General features: G+C 71.7%; 19 protein-coding genes and 1 tRNA gene. 11 read left to right on the top strand and 9 right to left on the bottom strand.

The features are described from left to right. Window positions 1-80 precede the first annotated feature (80 nt). On the bottom strand, window positions 81-527 hold the full coding sequence (locus tag DEJ17_RS17665; protein WP_181421024.1) for a DUF4383 domain-containing protein: 447 nt from the start codon (window positions 525-527) through the stop codon (window positions 81-83). A 241-nt stretch (window positions 528-768) separates the two neighbouring features. On the opposite strand from DEJ17_RS17665, the gene DEJ17_RS03815 reads away from it, so the two are divergent. Beyond that, complete coding sequence (locus DEJ17_RS03815; protein ID WP_181421023.1) at window positions 769-1,668, top strand: phosphatase PAP2 family protein; 900 nt, start codon at window positions 769-771, stop codon at window positions 1,666-1,668. A gap of 161 nt (window positions 1,669-1,829) precedes the next feature. After that, on the top strand, window positions 1,830-2,969 hold the full coding sequence (locus DEJ17_RS03810) for an LLM class flavin-dependent oxidoreductase (RefSeq protein WP_110892141.1): 1,140 nt from the start codon (window positions 1,830-1,832) through the stop codon (window positions 2,967-2,969). A gap of 212 nt (window positions 2,970-3,181) precedes the next feature. Here DEJ17_RS03810 and DEJ17_RS03805 read toward each other — a convergent pair whose 3' ends face one another. Then, the gene (locus DEJ17_RS03805; protein WP_110892140.1) at window positions 3,182-3,535 is read right to left on the bottom strand and encodes a multidrug efflux SMR transporter; all 354 of its coding nucleotides are present in this window, start codon (window positions 3,533-3,535) and stop codon (window positions 3,182-3,184) included. Window position 3,536: 1 nt separating this feature from the next. Further along, on the bottom strand, window positions 3,537-3,851 hold the full coding sequence (locus DEJ17_RS03800) for a multidrug efflux SMR transporter (protein WP_017886447.1): 315 nt from the start codon (window positions 3,849-3,851) through the stop codon (window positions 3,537-3,539). Between the two features lie 105 nt (window positions 3,852-3,956). On the opposite strand from DEJ17_RS03800, the gene DEJ17_RS03795 reads away from it, so the two are divergent. From DEJ17_RS03795 to DEJ17_RS03780, 4 genes are all read left to right on the top strand, one after another. Further along, entirely contained in the window at window positions 3,957-4,535 is a 579-nt protein-coding gene (locus tag DEJ17_RS03795) for a TetR/AcrR family transcriptional regulator (protein WP_258366640.1), read from the top strand. A gap of 70 nt (window positions 4,536-4,605) precedes the next feature. Beyond that, on the top strand, window positions 4,606-5,619 hold the full coding sequence (locus DEJ17_RS03790; protein WP_110892138.1) for a permease: 1,014 nt from the start codon (window positions 4,606-4,608) through the stop codon (window positions 5,617-5,619). After that, the gene (locus DEJ17_RS03785) at window positions 5,606-6,427 is read left to right on the top strand and encodes a TIGR03943 family putative permease subunit (RefSeq protein WP_110892137.1); all 822 of its coding nucleotides are present in this window, start codon (window positions 5,606-5,608) and stop codon (window positions 6,425-6,427) included. Before DEJ17_RS03790 ends, DEJ17_RS03785 begins: the two co-directional genes overlap by 14 nt. Continuing rightward, window positions 6,417-7,853, top strand: coding sequence for a hypothetical protein (locus DEJ17_RS03780; RefSeq protein WP_110892136.1), 1,437 nt, complete (start codon window positions 6,417-6,419; stop codon window positions 7,851-7,853). The genes DEJ17_RS03785 and DEJ17_RS03780 overlap by 11 nt, the downstream gene beginning before the upstream one ends. A gap of 137 nt (window positions 7,854-7,990) precedes the next feature. On the opposite strand, the gene DEJ17_RS03775 is transcribed toward DEJ17_RS03780, so the two are convergent. The 4 genes from DEJ17_RS03775 to DEJ17_RS03760 all read right to left on the bottom strand — a co-directional run bounded on the left by DEJ17_RS03775 (window position 7,991) and on the right by DEJ17_RS03760 (window position 11,641). Continuing rightward, window positions 7,991-9,034 carry an NAD(P)-dependent alcohol dehydrogenase gene (locus tag DEJ17_RS03775; protein WP_110892135.1) on the bottom strand — a complete coding sequence of 348 codons (1,044 nt, stop codon included), beginning with the start codon at window positions 9,032-9,034 and terminating at the stop codon, window positions 7,991-7,993. A gap of 141 nt (window positions 9,035-9,175) precedes the next feature. Further along, window positions 9,176-10,216, bottom strand: coding sequence for a glycerate kinase (locus tag DEJ17_RS03770; RefSeq protein WP_110892134.1), 1,041 nt, complete (start codon window positions 10,214-10,216; stop codon window positions 9,176-9,178). 195 nt (window positions 10,217-10,411) lie between these two features. Continuing rightward, a complete protein-coding gene (locus DEJ17_RS03765; RefSeq protein ID WP_110892133.1) occupies window positions 10,412-11,548 on the bottom strand; it encodes an FAD-dependent oxidoreductase in 1,137 nt (378 codons plus the stop codon). A 22-nt stretch (window positions 11,549-11,570) separates the two neighbouring features. After that, window positions 11,571-11,641 (bottom strand) — tRNA-Gly (locus DEJ17_RS03760). A gap of 195 nt (window positions 11,642-11,836) precedes the next feature. On the opposite strand from DEJ17_RS03760, the gene DEJ17_RS03755 reads away from it, so the two are divergent. Continuing rightward, the gene (locus DEJ17_RS03755; protein ID WP_110892132.1) at window positions 11,837-12,946 is read left to right on the top strand and encodes a DUF6177 family protein; all 1,110 of its coding nucleotides are present in this window, start codon (window positions 11,837-11,839) and stop codon (window positions 12,944-12,946) included. A gap of 25 nt (window positions 12,947-12,971) precedes the next feature. Next, window positions 12,972-13,283 (top strand): hypothetical protein, encoded by a 312-nt coding sequence (locus DEJ17_RS03750; protein WP_146239607.1) that lies wholly within the window; start codon window positions 12,972-12,974, stop codon window positions 13,281-13,283. 36 nt (window positions 13,284-13,319) lie between these two features. On the opposite strand, the gene DEJ17_RS03745 is transcribed toward DEJ17_RS03750, so the two are convergent. Both DEJ17_RS03745 and DEJ17_RS03740 read right to left on the bottom strand, forming a co-directional pair. After that, on the bottom strand, window positions 13,320-15,365 hold the full coding sequence (locus DEJ17_RS03745) for a cytochrome c oxidase assembly protein (RefSeq protein WP_110892130.1): 2,046 nt from the start codon (window positions 15,363-15,365) through the stop codon (window positions 13,320-13,322). 52 nt (window positions 15,366-15,417) lie between these two features. Then, window positions 15,418-16,509 (bottom strand): GNAT family N-acetyltransferase, encoded by a 1,092-nt coding sequence (locus DEJ17_RS03740; RefSeq protein ID WP_181421022.1) that lies wholly within the window; start codon window positions 16,507-16,509, stop codon window positions 15,418-15,420. A gap of 83 nt (window positions 16,510-16,592) precedes the next feature. On the opposite strand from DEJ17_RS03740, the gene dcd reads away from it, so the two are divergent. From dcd to DEJ17_RS03725, 3 genes are all read left to right on the top strand, one after another. Beyond that, a complete protein-coding gene (dcd, locus tag DEJ17_RS03735; RefSeq protein WP_027464935.1) occupies window positions 16,593-17,180 on the top strand; it encodes a dCTP deaminase in 588 nt (195 codons plus the stop codon). 92 nt (window positions 17,181-17,272) lie between these two features. Continuing rightward, the gene (locus DEJ17_RS03730; protein WP_181421021.1) at window positions 17,273-17,788 is read left to right on the top strand and encodes a helix-turn-helix domain-containing protein; all 516 of its coding nucleotides are present in this window, start codon (window positions 17,273-17,275) and stop codon (window positions 17,786-17,788) included. Beyond that, entirely contained in the window at window positions 17,785-18,132 is a 348-nt protein-coding gene (locus DEJ17_RS03725; RefSeq protein ID WP_110892127.1) for a DUF86 domain-containing protein, read from the top strand. Before DEJ17_RS03730 ends, DEJ17_RS03725 begins: the two co-directional genes overlap by 4 nt. The last annotated feature ends 16 nt before the right edge of the window (window positions 18,133-18,148 follow it).

Here is an 18,148-nt window from a genome sequence, read left to right as displayed (position 1 = left end):
GAGGTCGACCACGGCCCGGTCGTAGGTGCTGCCCTGCGACTTGTGGATGGTCACGGCCCAGGCGAGCCGGAGCGGGAGCGTCAGGCGCGCGCCGCACGCAGCGCGCGGAGGTTCTCCTTGTCGGCACCCAGCGCGGTGAGCAGCAGGAGCACACCGACGATCGCGTGGAACACGTTGTCCGTGGTGTTGAGCGCGAAGACGTTCGCCGAGGTGTCCACGAAGACGAAGCCGTACACCGCGAAGACGACGAGCAGGGCCCCGACGAGCAGGTTGCCGTTGCGCGAGCCGATGGTGTTGCCGAGGCCGGTGATGAGCAGCACCGCGGCGAGCAGCACCCACACCAGGCAGAGCGCCGGGTTCACGCCGAACGCGTTCCACAGCATGCCGCCCTGGCGGTTGAAGAAGCCCGGGTCGCCGTCGGCGGCGAAGAAGAATCCCAGGACGCCCCAGAGTGCGAGGACGCTGCCGGCCGTGAGTGCGAGACCCCGGTTCGGCGAGGCGATGATGCCCGGTTCCTTGATGGCCACTTCGGTTTCCTCCTCGTACACTGCCGACGCGACGTGCGTCGGTCCCGCGTGGTGCGACGGCCCGGCGGGGATCACGGATCCCGTCGTGTCGGCACGCAGTGCACGGCGGACGGGGGCGCGGTTCCCAGCCTCCGGCCGGTGCTCCAACGGTATCGTGTCGGACCCCGACCGACCCAATCGCAGCGCCGCCGCCAGTCGTGCGACGAGCCCGACGACGACCACTCCGAGGAGGACCAGCCCGGTGACCTTGACACCCGAGCGCAGTGCATCCGAGTCGCGCGGACCGTGGGTCTCGCGGCGGGTGCGGTGGGCTGCGCTGGCGGCTCTGGGGTTCGTGATCGTGCCTCTCGTCTACGGGGTCGCGGTGCTGACCCCGGTCGGTCAGAAAGCGGAGGACGCCGCGCTCGGCGGGGTCCGGGAGTCCGACCTCTTCAGCTCGGACACTGCGCTCAACGTCATCTCGGTGCCGGTGATCCTGTTGCTCGTCGTCGTGATCGTCGCCGTGGCGTTCGCCAGACGGCGGCTCTCGGTGGGGCTCGGCGCGGGGCTCGTGGTGCTCGCGTCGGCGGCCACCACGACGCTCGTCAAGCGTATCGCCGTGCGCCCGGAGATCGCTCAGTCGACGACGCCGAACTCGTTCCCGTCGGGGCACGCGACGATCGCGCTGGCGGCGCTGTTCGCGGTCCTGATGGTCACGCCTCGTCGGTTCCGCCCGCTGGTGACCATCGTCGGTGCCGGGTACGCGGTCTTCGTGGCGAACCAGACCGTGGTCTACGGCTGGCACCGGGTCAGCGACATCATCGGCGCGTGCGCGATCGCGATGTTCTGGCTCGGGATCGTCCGTGCCGTCGGTCCCCGGGTCGATCGTGGGCTCCGAGGCGACCGTGACGGTCGGCGGGGGCCGCGGCGGGTGGTGAGCGTCGTGCTCCTCGTCGCGACCGGGGTCACGCTGGCGATCGGTGTCGCGGCGCTCGTGGTCGGCCTGACCGGCGACGGCGCGCACGACCACGCCGCGATCCTGGTGGCGGGGCGGTTGGCGTCCAGCGCGAGCGTTCTCGCGGTCGTGACGACGGTGTGGTTCCTCGACGGGATGCACCACGCCGCGCGCACCGACCCGGCCACGCTGCCCGCCGCCGGCTGACCCGGGGAGCCGAGCCGGGCCTCCCGGCCGCCCGGCCGCCCGACAGGGCTGACTACCCGCCCGACCGCCGGGCGCGAGCCTGGCGGGAATGCCACGCCGTACGCTACGTTGTACCGAGCAAGTCGATGCAAACGCATCGATATCGCGAAAGGCGGCGCATCATGCAGTTCGGCATCTTCACGGTCAGTGACGTCACGACCGACCCCACGACCGGCTCCACGCCGGACGACACCCAGCGCGTCCGCGACATCCTGACGATCGCCGAGCACGCCGACCAGGCCGGGCTCGACGTCTTCGCGACCGGTGAGCACCACAACCCGCCGTTCGTGGCCTCGTCGCCGACCACGTTGCTCGCCTACCTTGCCGCGAAGACGAAGGACATCACCCTGTCCACGTCGACGACGCTGATCACCACGAACGACCCGGTGCGCATCGCCGAGGAGTACGCGATGCTCCAGGTCGTCTCCGACGGCCGCATGGACCTGATGATGGGCCGCGGCAACACCGGCCCCGTCTACCCGTGGTTCGGGCAGGACATCCGCCAGGGCGTCAACCTGGCGATCGAGAACTACGCACTCGTCCGCCAGCTGTGGGAGAACGACGTCGTCAACTGGCAGGGCAAGTTCCGCACGCCGCTGCAGGGCTTCACGTCGACCCCGCGTCCGCTCGACGGTGTCCCGCCGTTCGTCTGGCACGGCTCGATCCGCACACCGGAGATCGCCGAGCAGGCCGCGTACTACGGTGACGGCTTCTTCCACAACAACATCTTCTGGCCGATCCAGCACACCGAGCAGATGGTCGGCCTGTACCGCCAGCGCTTCGAGCACTACGGGCACGGCCGTGCCGACCAGGCGATCGTCGGGCTGGGTGGGCAGTTCTTCGCGCGGAAGAACTCGCAGGACGCGATCAACGAGTTCTGGCCCTACTTCGACAACGCACCGGTCTACGGACACGGCCCCTCGATGGAGGACTTCACCGCCCAGACCCCGCTCACCGTCGGCTCGCCGCAGCAGGTCATCGACCGGTACGCGGCGATGAAGGACCACGTCGGCCACTACCAGCGCCAGCTGTTCCTCATCGACCACGCGGGACTGCCGCTCAAGACGGTGCTCGAGCAGATCGACATCCTGGCGACGGACATCGTGCCGGAGCTGCGCAAGCTCAACGACGAGGGTCGCCCCGCTGACGTCCCGTCGGACCCGCCGTCGCACGCGGCACGTGCCGCTGCCGCGATGGCGGCCGGCACCGTCGGCAGCGACCACGTCGCCGCCGAGGACGAGTGGACGGGCGCGTCCGTCTGACGATCGCTTCGTGAGCAGGAATGGTCGGATCCCGCGAGGTGACCCGACCATTGCTGCTCACCATGCGCGGTGGGCGTGGCCCCAGATCGGACGGGAGGCCCGGTGCCAGGTGGCGCCGGGCCTCCCGTCCGTCTCGGCGCGCGTTCTCGGGCCTGCGCCGACGTCACGGGGTCAGCGACACCTCACGGGGTCGCTGGTGCGTGAGCTGTCGCTCAGCGCGTGAGCTCGGCAGCGGGCTCCGCGACGGGGCGGGCCGGCACGAGCTTGAGGCCGACGACGCACCCGACGATGCCGGCGATGAAGAGCAGGCGCAGCACCGTGACCGGTTCGGCGCCGGTGGCCATGCCCCACAGCACCGTGAGCGCAGCGCCGGTGCCGGTCCACACCGCGTACGCCGTGCTGATCGGGATGTGCTTGAGGACGTAGCCGAACGCGACCAGGCTGATCACGATCGTGACGGCGAACACGACCGTGGGGCGGAGTTCGGAGAAGCCGTCGCTCTCGCCGAGGGCGGTCGCCCAGACGGTCTCGAGCGCGGCACTGACGAACAGGACGATCCAGGCCACGTCAGCTCACCACCTTGAGGCCGATGACGCACGCCACCAGGCCGAAGACGAGGGCGAGGCGGGCGAAGGACGCGGCCTCCTGGCGGCGGAGGATCGCGACGACCACGGTGAGTGACGCCCCGATGCCGACCCAGACCGCGTAGGCGGTGCCGACGGGGATCGTCTTCATCGCGAACGCCAGCCCCACCATGCTCAGGGCCATCCCGGCGACGAACACGATCGTGGGGACGACCTTCTTGAAGCCGTTCGAGGCGCTCAGGGCGGTGGCCCAGACGGCCTCGAGCACGCCGCTGAGCACGAGGATTGCCCATGCCATGACGATGTCCTTTCCTGCGGGGTCGTTCATCCTCATTGTCGTACGACTGTGCGACAACGACCTTGACGGTAGCACGAGTTCGCACGACCGTGCGAGTATGGCGTCGTGGCCAGGAGCATGGACGTCGACGAACGGCGCCGCACCGTGTCCGAGGCGGCGTGCCGGGTCCTCGCCCGCGACGGCCTCGGCGCCCTCAGCGTGCGGAACGTCGCCGCCGAGGCCGGACTGCCGCCGAGCACGGTCCGTTACACGTTCCCGACGCAGGCGAGCGTCCGCGAGCACACCATCACGCTCGTGTTCGACCGGATCCGGGAGCGCATCGACGCCATCCCCGATGACCTCACGCCCGCCCGACGCGCACGCCGGATCGTGCTCGAGCTGCTTCCCCTCGACGACGAGCGGGTCATCGAGCTCGAGGTCTACCTGGCGCTCGGCAACGCCGCGCTCACCGACGTCGGACTCCGGCCGACGCTCGACCGGGTCGTCGCAGCGATGCGGGCGTGGTGCGAGGAGGTCCTCGGGTTGCTCGGGGTACCGGCGGACGACCGGGAGTACGAGGCCTGCCGTCTGCACGCGCTCCTGGACGGGCTGGCGATGCAGGTCGTCCGACTGGCTCCGGGGGAGTCCGGCGACTGGGCGATCGACCTGCTCGACCGACACCTCGACGGCGTCACCGCGGGCTGAGCGCGGGCCCTCGCCCCGTGCGAGGGCGCGCACGCAGCCCCGGGCAGCACGCGTCGCCTATCCTGTCCCGGTGACGACGACCACGCGGCCGCCGCAGCGCACCCGGAGCCTCACCGGCCCCGGCCTGGTGCTGCTCGCCGTCGTGGTCCTGCTCGGCATCCGGCTGTTCTCGCCGAGCATCGGGTCGACCGGGCTGCCGGACGTCGTGCAGGACTTCCTCACGCTGGCGATCAGCGTCGTCGTCGAGTCCCTGCCGTTCGTGGTCCTCGGCATCGTGCTGTCGATCGTGGTCGAGGTCTGGGTACCGGTCGGCGCGCTCGAGAAGGTCCTGCCGCAGAACGCGTACGGTCGCCGGGCCGTGATCTCCCTGATCGGCATGCTCTTCCCGGTGTGCGAGTGCGGCAACGTCCCGCTCGCTCGCGGCCTGATGATGCGCGGCTTCACCCCGGCCGAGGCCGTCACGTTCCTCGTCGCTGCCCCGATCCTCAATCCACTCGTCATCATCAGCACCGCGCAGGCGTTCGGTTGGTCCGGGTGGATCCTGCCGGTGCGCATCGTCGGCGGGTTCGTCATCGCGAACCTCGTCGGCTGGATCGTCGCCGCGCACCGCCGTCCGGCCGACCTGCTGCTCCCCGCCTTCGAGGCCCGATGCCGCGCGGCCGTCGGAGCGCCCCGCGGCCTGCACCGCTGGCGGCAGAGCGCCGCGCAGTTCGGTGGTGAGACGGCGACGATGATGCCGGCGCTGTTCGTCGGCGCCGGGCTGGCCGCCGCGATCCAGGTCGCGGTGCCCCGTTCCACCCTGGTGGCCGTCGGTTCGAACCCGGTGCTGTCCGTCGCGGCGATGATGCTGCTGGCGATGACGGTGTCGCTCTGCTCGAACGTCGACGCCTTCTTCGCGCTGTCGTTCGCGTCGACGTTCCTGCCGGGGTCGATCACGGCCTTCCTGATCATCGGGCCGATCATCGACGTCAAGATGATCGCCCTGCTGCGCACGACGTTCCGGGTCCGCTTCCTGGTGCTGCTGTCGGTCGTGTGCGTCCTGTTCGCCGGAGCCGTCGGGTTGGTGATGAATGTCCTCGTCTGATGCACGCAACAACGCGGCCGCGTACCTGGGCCTCGGGTCGGTGCTGGCCGCGGCGCTCTGCACGCTGTGGCTCGCGCTGGTCGGGCACCTCGATCTGTACATCAACCCGCGGTACTCGGTGTTCACGGTGGTACTCGCCGCCGTCGGGGTGCCCGCGTCGGTCGCCGCACTCGTCGTCATCGCCCGGGGTCACGGCCACACCCACGGCGACGACGAGGACGACCTCGATCTGCACCAGCAGCAGCGGACGGGAGGCCGCCGTCGCGCCGTCCGCCTCGCCCTCGGCGGAGCCGCCGCCGTCGTCACGATCGGCGTCACCGTCGCGATGCTCGTCCTGCCCCCGACGACCTTGTCCGCCCGCACCGCCCAGCAGCGGAGCGTGGACTCCGCGACCCTGTCCAACGCGACCGGCTCGGAGTCCGCGGTGCAGCTGCTCGGCAGGGAGGGCGTCGACACCTCGGAGTACGGCGTCAAGGACTGGGCCGCGCTGATCCGGCAGACCACGGACACCACGGCCCTGGTCGGCAAGCAGGTCGAACTGACGGGCTTCGTGGTGCCCGGCGACGACGGGTCCTTCACCCTCGCCCGCTTCGTGATCAGCTGCTGCGCCGTGGACGCACAACCGGTCGGCCTCGGTGTCGTGACCGGCGACGGCGACGGCACCGGGACCGTCCCCGACGAGGGCCAGTGGGTCACAGTCCGCGGAGCCCTGGCCGCCAACCCGGACCAGTCCGCCGACGCCCGCATCGTCGTCAAGGCCGCGAAGATCACCGACATCGCGCAGCCCGAGGACCCGTATGAGTTCTGAGCGCCGCGGAGACCAGCACCACGGAGACCAGCGCCGCGGGCGCCGCCCCGTCGCGCACCGCTTCCACCGCCGGTACGTCGCCGTCGTGGTCGTCCTCGCCGTGGTCGCCGCGCTCGCCGCGGTCGTCGGCTCGCAGCAGGGCCCGCGGCTCCGCGACGTGTCCTACGACGCGACCGGTCTCGTCACCCGTCCGGCCCAGCGGGTCATCCTGACGGCGAACCAGGCGCTGCAGCGGGTCGCCGCCGACGACGTCCGGGTCAGCCCGGCTGCGGCGCACACCGTGACCTCGAGCGGCAACACGATCGCGGTCGAGTTCGCCGGGCCCCTGGCGTACGACCGCGAGTACACCGTGACGGTCGCGGGGGTCCGGGCACCCGGGCAGCGCGCCACGTCCGACCTGACGGCGGCGATCCGCACCGGCAGCACCGACGTGCTGGCACTCGTGCCGGGGCAGGCCGGGGCGAAGGACCGCATCGTCCGGCGATCCCTCGATGCCGGAGGTGCCACCACCGTCCACGAGGGCACCGCGATCTCGGAGTACGCCCGGCTCGGCCGTTCCCTGGTGGTCGTGAGCGGCACGGACGCCAGCTCGTCCGTCGACATCGTGGCGCTGAGCGGTGGCGTGCAGGACGCCGACGCCCCCGTCGAACACCTCACCCTGCCGACCTCCGAGGGCCGCGTCACGGCGCTCCACGTCGCTGACGACGGTGCCTCGTTCGGGTTCGAGTACGCCGACACCTCGACCGGGCAGTCCCGGAACACCGGTCTGTACGTGGTCGACATGACGGGCACCCACATGCCCACGGCGATCGCGGCGAACGGCAAGCCGAAGACGGGCGCCGTGCCGATGACGGTCGCCCAGTGGGCCTACGTGCCGCGGACCGAGAGCGCGCTGGTCCGGACGGGCAGCGACGACCTGGTGCTCGTCGACATGAGCGGTCGTGCCGACCCGGTCCGGCTCGGCAGCGCCACCTACCTGCACGGCTTCGTCGGGACGGGCACCACGGCCGTCGTCGAGACGGGCACCGGCATCGAGCGGCTGGACCTGACCGACGGGTCGAAGTCGGCGCTGCAGGCGCCGGCCGCGAGCATCGATGCGGCCGTCCTCGGCCGCATCGCCCAGCTGACCGACGACACGTACCTGCGGGTACTGGGGGACGTGCTCCCGTCCGGCACCATCGCGGCACGGATCGTGCGTGTGGACGGGGGACGGGCCTCCCGGCTGCCCGTGACGATCCCGGACGACGCGAGCGTCACCGCGGTCTGTCCGTCCCCGAACAGTCAGCTCGTCGCGGTCGCGACGAAGTCGGCGTCCGGCGAGCTCGTGAGCATCGTCGACGCGACGTCCGGAGCGCTCGAGGCGAGCATCGACGCCGGCTCCGTCGACTGGTGCGGCGCGCTGCCGTCCGGCGACGAGGTCGGTTGACTGCCCGGCGTGCAGACGCCGGACGGCCGCGCCCCGCTCGGTGGCAACGCGAAGCGTTGCGCGGGGCGCGCCGACCGAGCCTGCGAGGGAGGCCCGTTGCCAGCTGGCAACGGGCCTCCCGTCTGCGGGTGCGAGCGTTACGCCAGCGTGGCCGCGTCGATCACGAAGCGGTAGCGGACGTCCGAGGACAGGACGCGCTCGTAGGCCTCGTTGACCTGGTCGGCGCTGATGAGCTCGGTCTCCGGCAGGATCCCGTGCTCGGCGCAGAAGTCGAGCATCTCCTGGGTCTCCCGGATGCCACCGATGGCGGAACCCGCCCAGCTGAGCCGACGCGGGATGAGCGCGAAGGCCGGCACCTCGAGCGGCTCGGCCGGAGCGCCCACGTTGACGAGCGTGCCGTCGACCTTGAGCAGGCCGAGGTAGTCGCCCATCGGGATCTTCGCCGAGACGGTGTTGATGATGAGCTCGAAGGAGTTCGCGAGCTTCTCGAACGTCTCCGGGTCCTTCGTCGCGTAGTGGGCCTTCGCGCCGTAGCGGAGCGAGTCCTCCTGCTTCGAGGTGGTCTGCGACAGGACGGTGACCTCGGCGCCGAGCGCGACGGCGATCTTGACGGCCATGTGGCCGAGCCCGCCCATGCCGACGACGGCGACCTTGGTGCCGGGGCCGGCGTTCCAGTGGTGCAGGGGCGAGTAGGTGGTGATGCCGGCGCAGAGCAGCGGCGCGACCTTCTCGATGTCGAGCGACTCGGGGACGCGGAGGACGAAGTCCTCGTTCACCACGACGGCCTGCGAGTAGCCGCCCTGGGTGATCGAGCCGTCGGCGTCGATACTCGCGTAGGTGCCGATGTTGCCCTTGAGGCAGTACTGCTCGTTGCCGGCGACGCAGTTCTCGCACTCGCCGCACGAGTTGACCATGCAGCCGACGCCGACGCGGTCGCCGACCTGGTGCTTCGTGACGTTCTCGCCGACGGCGGAGACGTGGCCGACGATCTCGTGGCCGACGACCTGCGGGTACTGGATGGGGCCCCACTCACCGCGGACGGTGTGGATGTCCGAGTGGCAGATGCCGGCGTAGGCGATGTCGATCTCGACGTCGTTCGGGCCGACGTCACGACGGGTGATGGTGGTCTTGACGAGCGGCTCGGTCGCTGACGGTGCCGCGTAGGCGTTGACGGTGCGCAATGATCTCCTCGTGGGGGTGGTGCGGGCCGGTTCCGGCCCGGATCCAGTGTGCGCGTGCCCGCCGCCGGGTGGGAGGTACAACCAGGACTCCCCTGTGTCCTCCCGACAGACGGGTCGGCCCAGCGTGGCCCTGCGCCACGCTCAGACGAGGCGGGCGAGCCGTTGTCCGGCGATCGTGGCGAAGCGCAGCGCGTCGGCGAGGGCATCGTCGGGCTCGCCGGTGGTCTGCGTCGCGAGCACGGTGAGCGAGGCGGCGGCCGAGTAGTCGTCGAGTGCGGCCTCGATCGCGCCAGCGACGAGCATCGAGCGGGCACCGGGAGCGCGCGCAGCCGTGAGGGCGCGGACCACCGAGGGCACCTTGCCGACGGCACTCTGCCCGTCGAAGCGCCCTTCGCCGCTGATCACGACGTCGGCGCCGTCGAGCAGTGCGGGCAACCCGAGGACCTCGGCGACGGCCGCGGCCCCACCGGCGAGCGTGGCGCCCCACACCAGCAGGCCGAACCCGACACCACCAGCGGCTCCGGCGCCCGGGGTGTCCGGGTCGACGTCGGGGAAGCGCGCGGCCCAGGTGGCGAGTCGGGCGTCGAAGGACGCCACCCTGTCGGGCGTGATGCCCTTCTGCGGGCCGAAGACGGCGGCGGCGCCGGCCGGTCCGAGCAGCGGCGAGGTCACGTCGGTGAGCACGACGACGCCGAGCGGGGGGAGGGCGCGGAGTCCGCCGGCGCCTTCGCTGTCGAGTCCGAGTGCCTCGAGCACGGGTCGCCCGCCGTCGGTGGACGCGCTGCCCCCGATGCCGAGCACGAGCCCGGTGGCACCGGCGTCGAGCGCGTCGGCGATCGCCTCGCCGAAGCCACGGCTCGTCGCCGTGTCCGGCATCGGTCCCTCGAGCAGAGGGAGGCCGCTCGTCGCCGCGAGCTCCACCACCGCGCGGCCGTCGGGGAGCCGCAGCCAGTGGGTGTCGACCGGGGTACCGGCCGGCCCGGTCACGGTGACGGGGACCCGGACGGCTCCGGGGACGGCGGTCTCGAAGGCATCGAGTGTGCCCTCGCCGCCGTCGGCCATCGGGACGAGCACCAGCTCGTCGTCGGGTCGCTCGGTCAGCCAACCGGTACGGACCGCTCCGGCAACGGCCGTCGCCGTCGCGGTGCCCTTGAACGAGTCCGGAGCCACGATGATGCGCACGGCTCCCACCGTAGTGGCCCGTCGCGAGGCGACGGCGTGCGAGCGAGACGCCGGCGTGCGCGCGCATGTGAGTCGCCGGCGTGTGCGCAGGACGCCGCCTCGTTCGCGAGACGCCTCCGGATTCGGCGGCGTCTCGACGACATGGCGGCGTCGAACGAACACGCCGGTGTGGTGCGAACCGACCGTGGCCGGGTGTCAGGGCGCGGGCGTCGGCTCCGGCAGGGCGAAGCGCGGGTGCGGCGCTCCGCCCGTCGCGAGGTCCGCGAGCATCTCGCCGAGCAGCGGCGCGAACTTGAAGCCGTGCCCGGAGAACCCCGTCGCCACCGTGAGGGGTCCACGGCGGTCGATGACGAAGTCCTCGTCAGGCGAGTTGTCGTACAGGCAGCTGATGAAGGTCGGTCGCGTCGCGTCGACACCGGGGACGTACCGCGCCACGTACGCCTGCAGCCGTTCGGCCTCGGCCGGCACGGGGGTGCAGTCCCGGTGGTCGGGGTCGACGACGGGCCCGGTGCCGTGGAACCCGACCTTGACACCCTCGCCGGGCGTCAGCAGCCCGTACACGTCGTCGCCGTCGGCCCAGTGCACGAAGCTCGGCCAGGCCTCGTCCGGCAGGCGGCTGGGGAAGTGGGCGGGCTGCTCCTGGGTGACACGGATGGCCGGGAGGCCCGCCCCGCGTCCGGCGAGCAACCCGCCGACCAGCGTGGGGGCCCACGAGCCCACCGCGGCCACCACGGACGCGGTGCGGACCGCGCTGCCGTCGGACAGCGTCACCGTGACGTCGTCACCGTGGTCCTCGAGCCCGGTGACCCGCGTGTCGAACCGCACGTCGGCGAGACCGGTCTGCTCGGCCAGTGTGAGGAAGGCCTCGATGGTCCGGTCGGAGCGGATGCGACCGGCCGAGGGGTGGGTGAGCACGCGCCCCTCGAACGCGATGCCGGGCCAGCGCGCTGCCGCCTGGCCCGGGGTCAGGAACTCGTGTGGGATGTCCGCGTCGGCGAGGGCGGCCGCGATCGCGTCGACGACCTCGGGCCGACCGTGGTCGACGGCACCCGTGCGGACGATCAGCTCCTCGCCGGCAGCGGCCTCGAGTGCTTCCCACCGTTCGAGTGCCCGCGTGTTCAACACGACGTACTCCGGGTCGGCGTAGCCCTGGCGGAAGATCCGGGTCGCACCGTGCGAGGAACCGAGGTGGTGGCCGCGGGCGTGCTGTTCCACGAGCAGGACGCGCTCGCCGCGGGCGGTGAGGGCGTACGCGGTCGCAGCGCCGACGACCCCGGCACCGATGACGACCACGGGCGCGATGTGTTCGGGGGAACCGGGGGAGGAGGACATGCGGCGAGCGTACGTCTGACGGAGCGAGTGACGGGAATCGAACCCGCGCTACCAGCTTGGGAAGCTGGAGTTCTACCATTGAACTACACTCGCGCGCCCCGGTGAACGGGACTCCGCAAGCCTAGCGGATTCTCGCCTGGAAGCCAGCCGAGCGCGCACCGTACGCCTCCTGCCGGGCGCGTGTCGAGCCTCCCGTGTCTCCGCTGTGAGGGTGCGTGCCTGACGGACAGGTGTCGCCCCCGTGTGTACCGTCCAGGGAGTTCCAACCCCGACCCGAGGAGGACCCGGATGGTCAGGCATCCCCTCATCGACGACGTGGTCGGCTCCGCCATCGTGGTCGAGTCCGCCTCACCCGTCGTCTGGCTGACCGACGCGCTCGCCTCGCTGCTCCGCCGATCGGCGGAGGCGGGACGCATGGTCGTGCTCCGCACCGGTCGTGAGGCAGCGATCACCCCCGCGCTCCGGCACGCGTTGGGCGCGTACGGCGCCGCGTGGGCCGTTGCCGACTTCGACGGCATGCTGCGGGACGGGCGGACAGGCGTCGCCGCGACCGGCATCGAGGACTTCGTGCACCGCGGCCCCGAACTCGTGGGCACACCGTCGCCAGAGCACCCCGTGGCGGCCGACTCGGTGCGACAGATCAGCATCGACCTGACCCTCCGTCACCACCCCGGCCGTGCGGTCGACATGGGTTCCGCGATCGAGGCGCTGTGCCACACGGTCGGCACCTGCCCGACCCGGTGGGGTACCGCCGAACCGCTCACCGTGCCGTGGGACCGCTGGGTCGTGACGCAGTACGCGAAGCACGAGGCACCCGGGATCTCGACCTCGTACGCCGTCGGCGAGGGGTTCTCCGCGACGATGACCGCGCACCTGGTCGGCGGGGTCGTCGTCGAGACGATGTCCGCCGTGCTCACCGTGCCCGAGGAGAACACCGACCCCGGGCTGGCGAACCGGATGTTCGACGCCGTGCAGCGGGTCGCCGACCAGGTCGTCCCCGTCTTCGGCGTCGTGATGCAGCGCCGCGGTGACGCCGACCACCTGGTGCGCGCCGTCTCGCACGGCGAACCGTCGCCGCTCGCCGTCGTCGTCGGGCCCGAGGCCGCCGGCTTCCTGGACCGCGACGGCGTCTGGCCCCCGCCGCGCACCACGACCGCGACCTTCGCAGCCGGCTCCGGCTCGGCCGCCCGTCCCGATGCCGACGTGGCCGACGACGGCGGCATGATCGTCCGCTTCGAGGACGGCTGGGAAGCGCTCGAGTCCTTCCTCGACCGCATCGACGAGGACCGCTTCCTGCAGCTCGTCGGCGGCGCACCGCTCGACCCCGCGCACGACGAGGGCACGCTCGACGGCCACGTCCGCGACGACCGGATGGTGGGCGGTCAGGGTGCCGCGTGACGTCACCATCCTCTGCCGTCAGCCGGTGGAGACACGCCAGGTCGCCGAGGCGCTCCTGTTGCACGACGAGACCTGGGGTGTCCGTGCGCTCGACGACGGCCCGATGATGCAGGTCTGCCGTGACGCCACGCACCCGGTGATCACCGTGCTCGGTGTGCGCCGGGTGGACTCCTTCGACGAGGTCGAGCGGATCCTGCCGGACGCCCCGACCCTGGCGACGCCGCTGTGGTGGGTCGACACCGTGACCCCCGCCGGCCCCGACGGGGAGTCGGGGATCTCGGCCGCGCTCGAGGCCGCGATGGACCTCGACGCGGTCTGCATCGTCCACGGGGACTGACCGGGGTCGTGCCTGCCGTGTGGCCGGCGCCGCGGGTCAGTCCCGCTTGCTCATCGCGGCCAGGCGCTCGTTGTAGGCTTTGAGGTCGGCGTCACCGTCGCGGTCGGCCTTGCGGTCCAGGCGCTTCGCGTCGCGCTTGTCCGAGCGCATCCAGTTCCGGACGACGAGCAGGGCCACGAACACCATCGGGAGCTCCGACGCACCCCAGGCGATGCCGCCGCCGGTGTGCTGGTCGTCGAGCAGTGCGGCGTCGTTCGTCTGGCCCAGCGCGTGGAACCAGTCGACCGCGAACACCGACTGCGACGTCATGACCGCGACGCCGAAGAACGCGTGGAACGCCAGGGTGGCCAGCAGGGTGATGATGAGCATCGGGTACGGCGGGCGCTGCGGGCCAGGGTCGACGCCGACGAAGACCCAGAAGAACAGGTAGCCGCTCAGGACGAAGTGGATGATCATCGCGACGTGCCACTCGTGTGACTGCATCGCGGCCTGGTACGCCGGCGTGAAGTAGAACACCACGAGGGACCCGGCGAAGATGATCCCCGCGACGGCGGGCTTGCCGAGGAACTGCATCCAGCGGGAGTGCACGAAGAGCATGAGCCACTCGCGGGCGCCGCGTGAGCCGTCGTTCCGGACCGGCAGGGTGCGGAGCGCGAGCAGCACCGGGCCGCCGAGCACGAGCGGCAGCGGGACGAACATCATCAGCAGCATGTGCTGGAGCATGTGCGACGAGAAGTGGATCATGCCGTACACGGCGGGGCCGGCCGACGTCGTCCAGATGAACAGGGCGCAGCCGATCAGCCAGGCGATGGTGCGACCGACGGGCCAGGCGTCGCCGCGCTTCCGGAGCTTGCGCACCGCCAGCAGGTACCAGACGGCCCCGACGACGGCCAGGCCGAGCCACACCCAGTCGATGTGCCACTGGGTCAGGTAGGTCTGCGTGGTCTGCGCCGGCGGGAACGGGAACCCGATCAGGCCGGAGCGGGTGTCCTCGCCCGTCTCCGGGGTCTGCGGGATCGGCGGCTGCGAACGGGACACGGCGACCGAGACACCGATGGCCACGGCCATGAACACGATCTCGGCCAGGGCGAACCGGGTGAACAGGCGGCGGTCGAGCGGAGCGCGGAGGAGCCCGGGCACGAGCTTCCGGCGCTGCACGATCCCCGCGACGCCGAGCAGTACGAGGATGAGCGCCTTGACGGTGATGAGCCAGCCGTACGTCGTCGTGACGAGGTCGAGCGGACCGGTCAGACGCAGCGACGCGTTGACGATCCCCGAGAACGCCACGGCCCCGAACGACCAGCCCGCGAGCGTCGAGTACCGGGCGATCACCCGTCCGGTCGCGCCCTTGGTGCGGGTGCGGAGCAGGACCACGGCGACCAGGCCGCCGGCCCACACGCACACCCCGACCAGGTGGATCGCGAGCGAGTTCACCGCGTTCGCGTGCTCGAGTGACCCGGCGGCGTGCCCGGAGAGTGCCAGGGGGAGCAGGGCGAACAGGCCGATCACGGTGGCGAACGCCAGGGTCGTCACCCGGGTGGCGAAGGCGGCGACCACCGTGGCGATCAAGATCGCGGCAGCCGACACCACGAGCGCCTGGCCGATCTCGACCTGGAACGCGAAGAGCATGAAGTTGCGGGCGAACACCGGGCTGGTGAGCGGCACACCGAGGGTGTTCGCCCCGGTCAGGACGATGCTCACCGCGGCTGCCAGGAACCAGACGGCGCCGGTCGCTGCGGCCCACCGGGTGGCCCGGTGCTGCACGCTCGACAGGGCGCCGTGGTCCTTCTTCTGCGCGGGCAGCGCGAACGCCGCGACGATGAGGAGCCCGATGGTCAGCGCCGCCATCGTGTCGTGCACGACGCGGGCGATCGGCAGACCGTACTCGACGACCTCGCCGGCGGACACGAGCTGCTGGCTCGCGCTGAACGCGCCCGTGACGGTCAGCCCGAGGATCGAGCACGCGACGGCGAGCGGGATCGCGATGACGAGGACCGTCGCGACGGTGGACGAGCGGCCGGTGGTGGGGGCGGCGTCCGGCGCTGACCCGGTGGGCTGGGTTTCGGGTGACGTGACGGTCATGACCGTCCAATCGTAGGCGTGTCGGCTGGACGGCGGCCCCTCGAATGCGCGCTCAGACCCGCCGTTCCCAGATGCCCTCGCAGCCGACGCCGACGAACCCGACGGCCTCGTTCACGTCGAGCATGTGGCGGTTCTCCTCCGCGTTGAACGTGATGACCGAGGGACGCCCCGGGAACTGCCGCTCGAGCTCCTGGATCCCGACGACCTTGAGCAGCCAGCCGAGCCGGTGGCCGCGGTGCTCGCGGAGCACCAGGGTGTCCCACTGCTGTGCCGGCCGTGCGGGGTCGTCCGGCACGGACAGCTGCGTGAAACCGGCCAGGGTGGTCGTCGGCAGGTGCTCGACGGCCACGGTGAGCAGGGTGCGCGGTGCCCGGGCGAGCTCGTCCTCGTGCTCCCGGAGTCGTTCGGCGGTCCAGACGTCCTCGGGCTCCTCCATGTCCCCGGCGGGCGCGTCGGTGCTCATCCTGGTCTCGAGCAGGGCGATGCCGTCGAGCCACTGCTCCGGCGTCCGACCGGTCCAGGCGTGTACGCGGTACTCCGGACCGGCGGCAGCGGACGCCCGCTCGTGCAGTCCGCGCACCACGGATGCGTCGGCGGGCAGCGGGAGCCGACTGATCCGGTTCACCTGGCCGAAGTGCCAGCCGCGGGCGGTGAGGAACCGCACCCCCGCCTCGTCCTCCGGGACGGCGCCGAACCCCGTCGGGGCCTGCACGTACCCGGGCCCGGACGCGGGCCCGACCTGCCGCGAGACGGCGTACGTCTTCCACTGCGTGCGGCCGTCGGCGCGGGCCATCGACTCCAGGCGGTCGGCGAGCAGGGTCCCGACGCCGCGGCGCTGGTGCTCGGGGACGACGCCGACCGACAGCCAGCAGTTGGTGGTGCCGGGTTCCTGCTTCGTGTCGTACGAGCCAGCACCGACCACGGTGCCGCGGTCGTCGCGGGCGACGACGAGCCGGCTCGGTGCACCCGGCTCGCGGCACAGCGGCAGGTACTCCTCCGGTGTCCAGGCCAACTCGTGCAGCCCGTGCACGGCGGCTTCGGCCCCGTCGGACACCGCGAGCCACTCGGCGAAGGTCGCGACGGTCGCCGGTTCGTCGTCCATGGTGGCGGGCACCGTGATCTCGTCGACGGTGTACGTGGTCATCACTGCTCCGAACGCCGCCCGCCTGGGTGGTGGGCAGCCTGGCAGCATACCGGCGCGACGCCCGCTGCCGCTAGGCTTCGTCCGTGCTGCTCTCCGACCGCGACATCACCGCCCAGCTCGCCGAAGGCCGGATCGGCCTCGACCCGTACGACGCCTCGCTCGTGCAGCCCTCGAGCATCGACGTCCGGCTCGACAAGTTCTTCCGGCTGTTCGACAACCACAAGTACCCGCACATCGACCCCGCGGTGGACCAGCCCGACCTGACCCGCCTGGTCGAGACCGACCCGGACGAGGCGTTCGTGCTGCACCCGGGCGAGTTCGTGCTCGGCTCCACGTTCGAGGTCGTGACGCTGCCGGACGACATCGCCGCGCGGCTCGAGGGCAAGAGCTCGCTCGGTCGCCTCGGACTCCTGACCCACTCGACCGCGGGGTTCATCGACCCCGGGTTCTCGGGGCACGTGACGCTCGAGCTGTCGAACGTGGCGACGCTGCCGATCAAGCTGTGGCCGGGGATGAAGATCGGACAGCTCTGCTTCTTCCAGCTGTCGAGCCCGGCCGAGAAGCCCTACGGTTCCGCCGAGTACCAGTCCCGCTACCAGGGTCAGCGCGGCCCGACCGCGTCCCGCTCGGCGCAGAACTTCCACCGGGCGGACGTCTCCGACCCGCGCTGACGAGCGCCGGACCGTCCGGTTTCGCCCGGGTCTGCACAGACCCGTCGAACCCACCAGCAGACGAAATGTCGCATTCTGTGTATCGTTGCAGCATGTCCGCTGTTCCCCCACGGTCCGCCCCGCCACTGTCGGCCGCGGTGCTCATCCGCGACGCCCGTGAACGCGCCGAACTGACCCAGGTCCAGCTCGCCCAGCGCGCCGGCGTCACGCAGAGCGTCATCAGCACGTACGAGAACGGTCGGCGCGAACCGTCGCTCGCGGCACTGCAGCGGATGCTCCGGGCGGCGGGCTTCACGACGACGATCCACCTGCAGCCGGTCGAGGAACCCCCGCCGCTGCTCGAACGGGTGGTCGCGGCCCGGCAGGAGCTCGTCGACATCGTGCAGCGGTTCGGCGGGCGGAACCCCCGGATCTTCGGCAGCGTCGCCCGGGGTGAGGACGGCCCGGACAGCGACGTCGACCTGATGGTCGACGTCGACGCGGGGCTCGGGATCTTCGCGCTCATGCGGATCCAGGACGCCGCCGAGCGGTTGCTCGGCGTCCGCGTCGACGTGGTCGACGCCGCTGGCATGGCCCCCGGGGTCGTCCGGACCGCGGTGCCGCTGTGAGCGCCGAGCCGGGGGTCCGTCGCGCGGTCGGCGACCGACTCGACGACGTGATCGGTGCCTGCGACGCGATCCGGCGCTACGTCGACGACGAACGGCTGCCGGAGGACCTGGTCCACGACGCGGTCCGGATGCGCCTGGTCGAGATCGGCGAGGCGGTGCGGGTCCTGCCGACGACGGTCACCGCGACCGAGCCCGGCATTCCCTGGTCGCGGGTGTCGGACCTGGGCGAGCGGCTCACCCGGCGGTACTTCGACACCACCCGGGCGCTGGTGTTCGGGACGGCGCGGACCGACGTCCCGCACCTCGCCGACGCCGCGCGCCGGTTGCGCGCTGCCCACTCCTGACGGACGCGGGCACGGA

The organism is Curtobacterium sp. MCSS17_011 (assembly GCF_003224275.1).
Lineage (GTDB): Bacteria > Actinomycetota > Actinomycetes > Actinomycetales > Microbacteriaceae > Curtobacterium.
Note: the sequence above shows the minus strand (reverse complement) of the source record. Positions and strands in the feature narration are given on the sequence as shown.